Raw genomic sequence first — 12,161 nt, forward strand, 5'->3', positions numbered from 1 at the left:
TCCCTTTCTATTGATCCGGTTTAAGGCCAGCCACTTTAATTTCTGTCGATTCACCCGAGACTTTATCGACGATTTGGACAATCAAGGCGCCATTGTTATCAACAATATTCAAGAAGAACTCGTCCGTTTCCAACTGACCAGTATTGCCATTACCCACATCAGCAAGCAACTGACTAATTAAGCGTGATTGCAAACTATTCGCCAATCTTTCTAGGGACGATTCCCCCTCAATGGAAGAGCCATCATCGGGAGCCTTGTAATCATTAATTGCATTAGCGACGCCGAACAAATGAGCGCTGTTGAGTGCATTACCACCAAAGCTTGGGTTTACCGGTGTATAAACAAGCTCGGTAGCATGCGCACCGATTGCAACGCAACACATTACCCAGACTGAGAATTTGCCTTTCATTGTTTCCTCCTAAAACTCATCACGTTCTAAATCAAACGTATCCTGATAAGCCAATTGAGATTTCCATCGAATCAAGTACGACGTTAATATATTCAATGCTTCTCTAGCTTTGTCTTCAGCATGCTTTCTTCCAGGAGAAAGCGCTGTTCTATATATAATTTTTCCTCTGTGAAAAATACTAATAATGCTGCCTGAGAGAGCCGTTGGACGCTCTTTTACGGTTAGGTTCTCTTTTAGTGAGCCATGACGCTCATTAACTAATTGACTGAAATAGAAATAAAAATCATCACCAAGGCGTGTTATTGTTCTATCAATTATCAATCCATTAACTTCATTTTCTATTAATAAGTTTTCATCATTGGCAGAAGTCGAACTTTTAATCTCTTTATCAACATTAGCCAAAGTGGTAAAAGAAGTGGCTATTAATAAATAACACACCATGTTATATGCCAATTTCATCTCTACCCTCTAAGACAAACATTAATTATTACAACTTATATTAATTACAGCCCTCTTAAAACATATTAAAAGCATTGAATAGTATATTCTCATTATTGGTACAACAGATTTCTCATTTTAACTACACAAATTTAATTTCATAAAAGTAAAACACACAACAAAAAACAACCAAATAAAATGTTACTTTTCATCAACTTATAAAACCAAATAAACTTTATGGTTAATAATTGCGTATCAAAAATTAAACTATCATGTGTCAAACTTAAGAATCAAATCATACTAATACCTCGTACGCTATTAATATAATCAATTATAAGTTGATTGTATTTAGTTCAATGAAATTCATAATTACCTCAACTCCCGCAAACACCGGAGTTACAAGGAGGTATAAGTGAATAAACAGCAAAAGGTAATACTTTATTTTGTTGTCTTTTCAGCTTGTTATTCAAAATTTGGCCTAGCCAATAGCACTGATTTTTCTCAATTAAACGAGATGGCTCAGGAGTTTGGCGAATTTTATGATGAGTCGGCTATTTACGCTGAACTAGAAGACCGAATCTTACCTTATAGCAACTACGCTGAAGTTGTTTTAAATAATGCTCACGATTCGGAAGTATTGATCAATCAAGTCAGTTTAGGTAGCGGGACAAATAAAGCGAAGGTTGTCCAAACCAACGTAACTAGAAATAAAGCAGCGATCACGCAGTCAGGGGTGAATAACCTCGCTGTCATTGAGCAAAACGAAGGAGATAACAATTACGCGGAAATCAAGCAGGCAGGTAACGGTCACAATAGCTATATCAGCCAATACGGCAGTGACAATATCGCCTATTTAAGGCAATGCAAAGGGTTCGATTGTTCTCAAACTGATCACGCGAGTGATATTAGCATAGTTCAAAAGAATGACGATAACTTCGCACTCGTCGTAGATAAAGGAAACTCTAGCTACGGCATACAACAGGATGGGGGCGACTCCATCGTAATTTTTAGCAATATGAATCGCGGTATTTACGTTAAGCAGTAATTAAGGCGTAGAGGATGAAAATCAATACAAATATACGAAAAGGATCTATTCATGAAAAAGTTAGCGATTACTATCTCGGCTATTCTAGCATCTGGTGCAGTATACGCGGGCAACGAAGCAACCACTCAACTTCAATATGCGTATGGCGATGATGTCCAGATCACCCAAAACACTACCCATGCAAACCCATCACTTGGTAATGACGCTTTTGTTTATATGACATCAACCTACAAGAATGACACGGTTATTCTACAAACTGGCGATCAAAACACAGCCACGGTCGACGCCACTCACGCTCGCCATTCTGACTTTGACATCACTCAAACAGGCGACAAAAACAAAGCCAAAATCAAAACACAGGGCATCTATAACCGCAATAACGATCTCGACATCGTTCAAACAGGCGATAACAATGATTCGAAGATCTTCGTGACATCAGGTGACTACAATGATGCTGACGTCAGTGTTCAAGGTAACGGGAATATGACAGTCGCCAGTTTCAATGGTGCTGGTGCTGACAGAAACCATATCCAAACGCGAATTGTGAATGGTGACAATAACAAAGTGAATAGTGCGGTAAACAACGGATACCGAAATGATGCACATGTCACCGTTTCATACAGTGACTCCAACACTATTAACACCACTCAAAATGGCGATTTCAGCCGAGCTTATGTCAATGTCAGCAGTGGGTCAGACTTCAATGAAGTCGATATCACTCAAGATAACCGAAACTATGCCAACGTAAGTGTCTACTGGGGTAGCGATGGCAATGACATTGATATTAGCCAAAACGATCGAAACCAGGCTCGCGTTTACGTAGGACGTCACAGCGATAACAATGACATCGATATCGATCAGACATCTCACAGCTCTAATGCACTTGTGAATCTAAGATACTCTAGCAATAACGATGTTACCGTTTGGCAAAATGCCTCTGACTCAGCAACTGTGACAGGTTACGCCTCAAATCATAACACCGTAAACATCATTCAGAACTAAACGAATGATTGGGCACGATATGAAAAATGCGGTGCTACTATGCACCGCTTTATTGCTCTTTCCTCTCCATACCACTGCAAAGGGAAGTAGCGGTTCCATGTATATCATTACCGACTATGCCCGACTTGTGTGTGAAGTTCACACATCAGGCGTTCAGTTAGTTATTTCGAGTCAGTCAAACACCCCCGAAAACAGCAAAATTAAAATCAGTGGTGCTAACTCTGTACAAACTTCTCTAACAGCCAACTCCCGTCTAGGGTTTCATTTTATGGCCTCAGATTTCCCGTTAACTCTTGAGATAATAACACCCGAAAACTCAACGCGATTCTCTCTCGATCGAGATTGTCAACTTAGACAATTAACCCGCTAAGTCAAAGCAACAGATACAAAAAAGCCCCTCATAGTGAGGGGCAAAGTACCATCGCTTATAGTTATAATTTTGTCTTGCCAGTATTCGATATCAACCAAAGTCACCGTTTACATAACCACGCGTTCGGTCGTCTTGAGGATCGCTAAAAATCACTTGAGTATCATTGTGTTCGACCAACTCTCCCATTAGGAAGAAAGCGGTACGATCAGAGATACGGCGTGCTTGCTGCATAGAGTGCGTCACGATAACGATCGTATAGTTCTTTTTCAGCTCTTCCATTAACTCTTCGATCTTATGTGTTGCGATTGGGTCAAGTGCTGACGTTGGCTCATCCATCAAGATGACATCAGGTTCCATCGCAATGGTGCGCGCGATACATAAGCGCTGCTGCTGACCACCCGACAAACCAAATGCGTGAGATTTCAAACGGTCTTTCACTTCATCCCAAAGCGCGGCGCCACGCAAAGATTGCTCTACAACTTGGTCGATGTGCTTTTTATCTTTAATGCCTTGAGCTCGTAGACCATATGCTACGTTCTCGTAGATGCTCATTGGGAACGGATTTGGTTTTTGGAACACCATACCCACTTTGATACGCAGATCCGCAACATCAATGTTGCCATAAATGTCATCGCCATCCATCTCTAATCGACCAGTGATTTTTACACCTTCAATCAGGTCGTTCATGCGGTTCAGGCAACGCAATAGTGTTGACTTACCACAGCCAGATGGGCCAATCAGTGCCGTGACTTGACGCTCTGGTACTGGAAGGTTGATTGATTTCAGTGCTTGGTTTTCGCCGTAAAATAGATCTAGATTTTCAATATCAAATTTGTTCATTGTCTTAATCTCTAAAATTCTGTAATTCGTGTCTAACTATGCTGACTAGGGCTAGCTTTAGTAGGTTGCTTTGTTAAAGCGGCTAGCGATAAATTTGGTTGTCATATTGATCAATAAGACCACGACAATCAGCACTGTTGCTGTACCGTATGCTTGATTCCACTCTTCAATAGTGAACAGCTCGGTAGTTAGCTTATAAAGGTGAACCGTTAGTGTGCGTCCTGAGTCGAGAAGAGAATCTGGAACTCGCGCAACCATACCTGCTGTTAGGAACACAGGTGCGGATTCACCAATTACACGACCAATACTTAGAATGACCGAAGTTAAGATACCTGGTGTCGCGCTCGGTAGAATAAGACGCCAGATAGTATAGATTTTTGAAGAACCCAGTGCATAAGAGCCTTCACGGTATGTTTGTGGTACTGCCATTAACGCCTCTTCCGTAGTACGGATAATGACTGGCAGAATAAGAATACTCAGAGTTAAAGCACCAGATAGAATCGAGAAGCCAAGACCAAGAATCGCCACGAAGAAGGTCATACCAAATAGACCAAAGATAATCGATGGAATACCGGCCAATGACTCAGTACAGAAACGAATAACTTTAACTAATCGGCTACCAACCTTCGCATACTCAGTAAGGTAGATGGCCGTCATAATACCGAGTGGCGCCGCAACCGCGATCGATGCAATAACCATGTAGACGGTCGATACGATCATCGGGAAAATACCCTTTTCTTCGCCAGTCGCGGTGTAGTTATCGGTAATAAATGCCCAATCCACATGCTGGAGACCATTGGAAAGAATGTACCAGATAATCCAGAACAGGAATCCGACTGTTAGTGCCGCTGCAGCCCAAATGAAGGCATTTAGGATATTGTCTTTGGTCTGACGAGCTTTCTTAAGTTTTGCTGTATCCATTTGCGAGGCCTTTGTCTTATTAGGTGATTGATTTACTTGAGACATAGTCATTACTTCGCTTTTTCACGGTTAAGGTAAAGCAGAACCGCATTCAGAGACATAATAAACACCAGTAGAACAACACCGGTTGCGTAGAGTGCGTTCGCGTGGACACCACTTGCGTAAGACATTTCAATCGCAATGTTCGCCGTTAAAGTACGTGCAGAGTCAAGGATACCCTCAGGCATCGCTGGCGCATTACCCATAACCATGATGATTGCCATGGTTTCACCCAGTGCGCGACCGATACCCAAAATCACACCAGTCATAATACCGCTTCGAGCTGCAGGCACTAGCAGTTTGAAGATAGTAAAGATCTTCGAAGCACCTAGTGCCAAAGAACCTTCTTTATAGGTTCTTGGTACTGCGCGAATCGAGGTTTCAGATACCGTGATAACCGTTGGAAGAATCATCACACCTAGCACAATGATACCCGCTAGAATCGTGTTTCCTGCCGGAACGTTAAAGATGTTTTGAATCAGAGGAACAATGATTACCAAACCGAAGAAGCCGTAAACGACCGAAGGGATACCCGCCAAAAGCTCTACCGCAGGGCGAATAATGTCAGCAACACGTTTAGGCGCGATTTCAGCAATATAAATCGCCGTTAGAACACCAACTGGCACACCTACCACAACCGCACCTAAGGTGGATACCACAGAGGCAACGATCATAGTAGCAACGCCGTAAAGCGCTGGCGGCAACCAATCTTGGCCGAGGACGATGCCAGAAACACCCGCTTCTTGGAACGCTGGGATACTTTCTTTAACAATGAAGTAAGCGATAACCGCTAGAGAGACAATACCGATAACCGCACTGGTTAAAAACAGGCCATGGAAGATTCTTTCTTTCCAATCTACACGTTTTTGGGCACGCAGACCTGACTTGTTTAGTTGAGTCGCTTCAGTATTCATAAGCTTTTCACTATTTGCGATGGTCATATGAAAATCTCACAGTTCGAGCTGCAAAGCAGAGTCGAAATGGATTGAAAACGCTCAGCCCGAAAAGGTGGGCTGAGCAAATTTAATAAATGGGGTTAACTGTTATTAGTTAACTGAGATGTAGCCTTTGTTATCAACAAGAGCTTGTGCTTCATCAGAAACCATCCAGTCTAGGAACTTCTGAGCTTCAGCAGATGGCTTGCCTTCTTTGAAAAGAACTAGGAATGGACGAGCAACTTTGTAAGAACCATTCTTAACGTTGTCTACGTTCGCTGCCACACCGTCGATTGAAAGCGCGTTTACAGAGTTATCAACTGTACCTAGAGAGATGTAGCCGATAGCGTAAGGGTTTGAAGCAACCATAGTTTTCAGTGCACCGTTACCGTTTGCAACTTGAGCGCGTTGAGAAATTGCAGAAACCTTCTTACCAGAGATTTTCTTCTTAAGCTTCATGATGTCTTCGAATGCACCACGAGTACCAGAAGCTGTGTCACGAGTGATCGCTACGATTGGCTTATCAGCACCACCAACATCTTTCCAGTTAGTGATGTCGCCCTTGTAAATCGCAGTTACTTGCTCAGCCGTTAGCTTGTCTAAGCCATTTTTTGGGTTAACCACGACTGCGATACCGTCTAGTGCAACTGTTAGTTCTTTAAGAGCTGGCTCTTTTTCAGAATCTTTTAGGTTACGTGAAGACATACCAAGGTCAGCACTGCCGTTTTTCGCTGCTTTTACACCAGCAGAAGAACCAGGGCCTTGAACTTCGATAAACACGTTGTTGTGTGTCTTCATGTATGTTTCAGAGAAAACTTCCATCAGTGGAGTTACGCTGCTAGAGCCCACTGCAGAGATAGTTTCTTTAGCAGAAACTGAAGTCACTGCCATTGCGCCTAGAAGTGCGATTGCACCGATTACTGTCTTTTTCATCACAATTTCCTTAAGTGGCTTTATTGCCGTTGTGTTTCACTTGAACGGTGCCCACTTTAGGACTCAAATATGACAGTTGTGTTTCACTTCGTTGAAGCCTGTATGACAGATGAAATTTTTCTTTTTCCCCGTCCCAGAACAATTATTAGAGTAGATCGTTCTGTTTGAAATTCGGCTAATTGTGTCCAAATGTGACAAATCGAACACATTTTAACCTAATGAAAAATATGAATAATTTAGTTGCATAATGCCTCTTCAAAATTTGTAAAAACCCTGCTGAATTCACCTTTGATTTATAGATTAAAGGAATTAGAATCACTCTCATTATAACAATTATAAAACTATTAATATTTCATCGGAGAGGACTCTAAATGCGCCAGTTACTAAACGGCTTATCGATTAAGTTACAGGTCGTCGTGCCTGTAATATTCACCTTATTACTACTCATTGTCGGCATTACTTACAGCACCACCAGCTTAAAGCATGCATTTAATCAGGTCACGGTATCTACCGAAGACGTGGTCAAGCATAAAGACGAACTGACAAAAATCATCGACAACACTTATGGTATGCGTATTAAGGCGATTTACAGCCTATTCCGTGCCGAAGATGTTGCTCAACTTCAGTCAACATTACTCGCAAAACAGAATGACAATTTGCGCCTTCTCGACTCGCTACGTGATATCGACGGCTTACAACGAGAAGTAAAGCAGATGGAAGAAGCAATTGAAGGCTATGTGAGTTACTCGATCAACACCATGGTGCCACTCTTAAACACCAAACACAGCCAGTCTTCGGTATCTAACGAATTCCAACGCAAATATGACCAAGCGTCTGCCCTTTATCGCGATAAAGGCAACCTAATGGTCAAAGCGATTGAAGACCTTTCGAGCAAGCTAAACCTACTGGCTTTAGCAGAGGTAGAACACAATGGTGAAATTCACTCTGGCGTAATGACCAAATCAGTCATTGGTTTAGGTTTTGTTTTACTTGGCGCATTTGTCATTAGCTGGGTGCTTGCGGGAATTATCGTTACGCCAATCAGAAAGCTACAAAAAGCGATGCAAGAACTTGCTCAGGGCAACCTTAAGGTGAGCGTTGTCGAACAAGGTAACAATGAAATCACCGCCCTATCAAGAGACTTCAACTCAACTGTGGCACAACTAAAAACCACCGTCGATTCACTCGTGCGAATTAGTGTCGATGTGGCTTCGGCTTCAACAGAGCTTGCCGCTGTAATGACGCAATCAACGGCCAACTCAGATCAAGAGAAGAACGAAGTTGAACAGGTTGCTTCAGCTATCAACCAGATGGAAAGTACCGCATCAGAAGTCACTCAGAATGCCAATCTTGCTGATCAAGCTTCAAGTAGCGCCGATAAACTCGCGCGAGAAAGCCTAGCAATCTTCGAGCAAAACACTCGAGAAAGCGCCAAGATGGCCGATCAACTTACTCAGGCTGCGAGCGTCGTAAACACACTAAAAGATCAGTCTGAGCAGATTGGTAAAGTGATTGAGGTTATCGAGAGTATTTCTGAGCAAACTAATCTACTGGCACTCAACGCTGCAATTGAAGCCGCGCGTGCAGGTGAAAGTGGCCGTGGTTTTGCGGTGGTAGCCGATGAAGTGCGTATGCTTGCCGCGCGCACTCAAGAATCAACCAAAGAGATTCAAACCATCATCGAGGAGCTTCAGCGGCAGTCAGGCAGCGCTAACGACAGCATGAACTCTAGCCTTGAGATGCTTTCTCAAAACCAGCAACAAGCAACGCTAGTCAGCGAAGCGCTGAGTAACATTAGTTCTTCAATATCTGAACTCACCACGCTTAATGCGCAAGTGGCTGTGGCTTCAGAAGAGCAAGGTCAAGTGACATCTGACATTAATAAGAACCTTGGCAACATCTACGAGCTTGTTAGCCAAAACGTGACTGGGATTACCCAATCAGCGGCCGCAAGCCAAGAGCTATCTAACCTCGCTGAAAATCAAAAACAGCAGCTTGGATTCTTTAAAGTGTAATTATCGCACTGTTCAAAAGAGGCTCTTAAAGAGCCTCTTTTCGTATCACTTTCTCGCGTATTTAATGACAGACAACACACTGCCGAGTGGGTCGCGAAATGAAGCAATACGACCAATACGCTCTATATCCATCGGCTCAACGACTACTTGCGCACCGTTTTCTAGCGCTTTCTCAAGCGTCGCATCCACATCCTCTACAGTCACATAGGCTTGCCAAAAACTTGGGACGCCGCGCGCTTTTAATGGCTCCGGCATCGTCAGAATACCTGCAAATGGCTCAGAGCTGTTTTCATTCATAACCAAGGCATAGCGTGACTGATTTCTTCCCGGCACTTCTCTTAGCGTCCAGCCCAATACATTAGAGTAAAACTCTAGAGACTTCTCAAAATCAGTCGTCATCAGTTCACACCAGCTAAACAGGCCGTGGTCTTCGAATGGTTTATCCATTATTTTCTCCTAATAAGTTCTCCACAAACATGTTGAGCAATTCGTGAAGTTGTTGCTGTTGTTGACTATCAAAGTTGTGCAATGCTTTACCTAACACACCAAAGGCGACGTGTTTCGAGGACTCAACCAGTGCAATTGCTTCTGCTGTTGCGACAATGGAATAGCTTCTTCCATCAGTTTCATTGGTCAGTCGACGTATCAACTCGCGCTTTTCCAATCCTTTAATCAGACTGGTCACAGAGCCTCGATTTTTTAACAACCGTTGTGACAATTCGAGCGGCGTAATGCGCTCTGCTTCGATGACTGTCATCAAAAAGATCCACTGTTCACGGGTTAAATTAAGCCCATTTTGGCTAAATTGCGCCTCAAGTTCGTTGGTCAAAACCCGAGAAGCCAAGCCGACCAGTCCGCCGATAGTGTCTGTTGGTTTCATAGCACCGCATTTTAGTTTGAATTTAAACTAGTCTATTAGATTTAATATCAAACCACAACAATTAAGACGAAAAGGATCTTATGTGTGAACGGAAAATAACGACAAAAGGCACGCAATGCGTGCCTTTAAATGAAAAATGTACGGGAGCGTTCTAAGCGTTCTTACCGAAGATGTACTTATCCATCATAGAGACCATCTTACCAATCTCTGGTTTGGTAATCGTATCGTTAGCACCGAGTGCCAATGCCTTAGCTCGGTTATCTTCACTCATTAGAGATGAGAACATGACGATTGGCATAGAGGCATAAGAATCAGTATCACGTAGACGTTTAACTAAATGCATACCATCCATACGAGGCATCTCTACGTCTGTCACTACACCATCAATCAGCTCACTGACAGGCAAGCCTTCTTCTTTGGCAACTTCAATTAAACTCATAAGTTTCTCGTGCGCTTCACCACCGTCTTTACACGAGATAATGTTATAGCCCGAAGAACTTAATGTATCTTGGATCAAAGAACGGATAAACGCTGAATCGTCCACCACCATGATGGTTTTGCCATTTCGCTTAGTGACCATTCGCTGGTTAAGGTCAACACTCTTGTCGATTGTGACATCGTATTTTTCCATACTCAGCTCTGGGTTGATATCGGCAATAATCTTTTCGAAATCCAAGATCATAATCAAGTTGCCATCTTTGCGTACCACCGCGACCACACAGTCTTGCTCACCGGCTTCAAGGAATTGGCTTGGCGACTCAACATCATTCCATGAGATTCGGTGAATTCGACTAATGCTGTCAATCAAGAAGCCATTAGTCATATTGTTAAAGTCGGTGACAATAACAAATTTTTTCTGCAGATCTTTCGACGTTGGTACGCCCAACCAACCAGCAAGATCGACCAACGGAGTTAAAATATCACGAGACGAGAATACCCCCACCATATGCGGTTGTGCATTGGGGTAATCGGTTGTTTCCGGTACTTGGATGACCTCTCTCACTTTAGCGACGTTAATACCGTAATAGCACGTCTTTTTGCTGCCGTCTGGCAGTTCCTTAACCAAATGAAACTCGATAATCTCAAGTTCATTGGTACCACTTTCCGTTAAAATCGTACTGGTTGATCCGCTCATAATTCTACTTTCTTAGTTTGATCACTTTATATTATCGTCATCAATTACAAATTCTTTTGCTCTTTTTATCTGTAATCCCGTGAATTGTAAATCAATTGCTTCGACATAGTTCAAACTTCTCTATATCAGCGCCTTATCAAGTGACAATTCAATCAATTAAACGCCAATGAGAAGGCATTTCTAGCCCCCACCTTTCTCGCTCTACTTCGGAATAAATCGCTTTACCTTGATTGCCTGTCACGATAGGAATCGGCTTACTGTGACCATTGTTGATGATTTGATTCACCAAGCTCGCCGCCTGTTCCCCTTGACTGTGGCCAAACAGCACCACACCACCTACCGCTTTCTTTTCGCCTACGGCAAAGTCCCAAAATGCAAAAATCGGCAACTCTGAGTGTTGATTGGTCCAATTAATGACTTGCTCGGCCGGGACATTATTCCCCTGTTCATCGATAAGCGTTTGATAGAGGCCAACAATGATGACCGTAAAACCGTCATTCTTTGCCCCTTTGACTTGGCTTTGCCACTCATTTTTGGTCGCATTAGCTTGTATATCAACATCAATCCCAAGATTTTCCCTAATTAAAGTATACTGTTTGTCTATATAGCTTTTGGCAATTTGGGACGTCACACCTGAATCAAACAATACCTTCACTTTGAAATTTCGATCATCAAATAGCTTTCTAAGCTCTCCCAGTGACTTAGTAAAAAGTGGCCGCTCCAACACACCTGTCACTTTCGCCTGACCACGATACTTCGACATCAGCTTTCTAGGGTTAGAGTTAATCCCTAAAAACACAATCGAAATCGGCTCATCAAATAACATCGGTAGCATGTAGGATAAAGCATTGTCATCACCGAGCATGACAATATCAGGCTTAAAGCTCTTATACTTGGCAAACGCTTCCTTGGCTTTTCCCGCGTAGTCTGCTTTAGGGATACGTTTGGTATCCATTTGGAAAGTTTCTAACTCAACCGTATCGGCTAACGTAGCCTGTATGCCTTCAACATAACTTTTATCCCAAGGGTATTCGGAATGATAGCTTTCAATCAGCAACACTTTAGTTGCAAATGCTTGGGACGAAAAAACTAGACAAAGTAATATCCAACGCATGAGAGTTTCCTCTTGCTTTTCTATTAGTGTAGTTGCCTTAGCTCAAGTCTCCACCAGCATTCGCCTTCAATTAGTATTTGAACGT

General features: G+C 42.7%; 13 protein-coding genes. 3 read left to right on the forward strand and 10 right to left on the reverse strand.

The window, feature by feature from the left end; all coding sequences use genetic code 11:
* Nucleotides 1-7 precede the first annotated feature (7 nt).
* On the reverse strand, nt 8-409 hold the full coding sequence (locus AC5O63_RS02545) for a curli assembly protein CsgF (RefSeq protein ID WP_425667264.1): 402 nt from the start codon (nt 407-409) through the stop codon (nt 8-10).
* A 9-nt stretch (nt 410-418) separates the two neighbouring features.
* Nucleotides 419-868 (reverse strand): curli production assembly/transport protein CsgE, encoded by a 450-nt coding sequence (locus AC5O63_RS02550; RefSeq protein ID WP_494503799.1) that lies wholly within the window; start codon nt 866-868, stop codon nt 419-421.
* A 391-nt stretch (nt 869-1,259) separates the two neighbouring features.
* Between AC5O63_RS02550 and AC5O63_RS02555 the strand changes: the two genes are divergently transcribed.
* Both AC5O63_RS02555 and AC5O63_RS02560 read left to right on the forward strand, forming a co-directional pair.
* The gene (locus tag AC5O63_RS02555; protein ID WP_239856120.1) at nt 1,260-1,892 is read left to right on the forward strand and encodes a curlin subunit CsgB; all 633 of its coding nucleotides are present in this window, start codon (nt 1,260-1,262) and stop codon (nt 1,890-1,892) included.
* Nucleotides 1,893-1,943: 51 nt separating this feature from the next.
* Nucleotides 1,944-2,894, forward strand: coding sequence for a curlin (locus tag AC5O63_RS02560; RefSeq protein WP_494503800.1), 951 nt, complete (start codon nt 1,944-1,946; stop codon nt 2,892-2,894).
* A 460-nt stretch (nt 2,895-3,354) separates the two neighbouring features.
* Here AC5O63_RS02560 and pstB read toward each other — a convergent pair whose 3' ends face one another.
* The 4 genes from pstB to AC5O63_RS02580 all read right to left on the reverse strand — a co-directional run bounded on the left by pstB (nt 3,355) and on the right by AC5O63_RS02580 (nt 6,932).
* Nucleotides 3,355-4,104, reverse strand: coding sequence for a phosphate ABC transporter ATP-binding protein PstB (gene pstB / locus AC5O63_RS02565; protein WP_004745607.1), 750 nt, complete (start codon nt 4,102-4,104; stop codon nt 3,355-3,357).
* A gap of 57 nt (nt 4,105-4,161) precedes the next feature.
* Complete coding sequence (gene pstA, locus AC5O63_RS02570; RefSeq protein WP_494503801.1) at nt 4,162-5,025, reverse strand: phosphate ABC transporter permease PstA; 864 nt, start codon at nt 5,023-5,025, stop codon at nt 4,162-4,164.
* Nucleotides 5,026-5,075: 50 nt separating this feature from the next.
* On the reverse strand, nt 5,076-6,005 hold the full coding sequence (gene pstC, locus AC5O63_RS02575; protein WP_004745605.1) for a phosphate ABC transporter permease subunit PstC: 930 nt from the start codon (nt 6,003-6,005) through the stop codon (nt 5,076-5,078).
* A gap of 105 nt (nt 6,006-6,110) precedes the next feature.
* A complete protein-coding gene (locus tag AC5O63_RS02580; protein WP_069669128.1) occupies nt 6,111-6,932 on the reverse strand; it encodes a phosphate ABC transporter substrate-binding protein in 822 nt (273 codons plus the stop codon).
* Nucleotides 6,933-7,303: 371 nt separating this feature from the next.
* On the opposite strand from AC5O63_RS02580, the gene AC5O63_RS02585 reads away from it, so the two are divergent.
* Complete coding sequence (locus AC5O63_RS02585) at nt 7,304-8,947, forward strand: methyl-accepting chemotaxis protein (RefSeq protein ID WP_494503802.1); 1,644 nt, start codon at nt 7,304-7,306, stop codon at nt 8,945-8,947.
* A gap of 45 nt (nt 8,948-8,992) precedes the next feature.
* On the opposite strand, the gene AC5O63_RS02590 is transcribed toward AC5O63_RS02585, so the two are convergent.
* The 4 genes from AC5O63_RS02590 to AC5O63_RS02605 all read right to left on the reverse strand — a co-directional run bounded on the left by AC5O63_RS02590 (nt 8,993) and on the right by AC5O63_RS02605 (nt 12,076).
* Nucleotides 8,993-9,394, reverse strand: coding sequence for a VOC family protein (locus AC5O63_RS02590; RefSeq protein WP_494503803.1), 402 nt, complete (start codon nt 9,392-9,394; stop codon nt 8,993-8,995).
* On the reverse strand, nt 9,387-9,827 hold the full coding sequence (locus AC5O63_RS02595; RefSeq protein ID WP_494503804.1) for a MarR family winged helix-turn-helix transcriptional regulator: 441 nt from the start codon (nt 9,825-9,827) through the stop codon (nt 9,387-9,389). The genes AC5O63_RS02590 and AC5O63_RS02595 overlap by 8 nt, the downstream gene beginning before the upstream one ends.
* A gap of 151 nt (nt 9,828-9,978) precedes the next feature.
* Nucleotides 9,979-10,962 (reverse strand): chemotaxis protein, encoded by a 984-nt coding sequence (locus AC5O63_RS02600; RefSeq protein WP_494503805.1) that lies wholly within the window; start codon nt 10,960-10,962, stop codon nt 9,979-9,981.
* A gap of 148 nt (nt 10,963-11,110) precedes the next feature.
* Nucleotides 11,111-12,076 (reverse strand): ABC transporter substrate-binding protein, encoded by a 966-nt coding sequence (locus tag AC5O63_RS02605; protein ID WP_494503806.1) that lies wholly within the window; start codon nt 12,074-12,076, stop codon nt 11,111-11,113.
* Nucleotides 12,077-12,161: the final 85 nt, after the last annotated feature.

The organism is Vibrio sp. SCP2 (assembly GCF_059295395.1).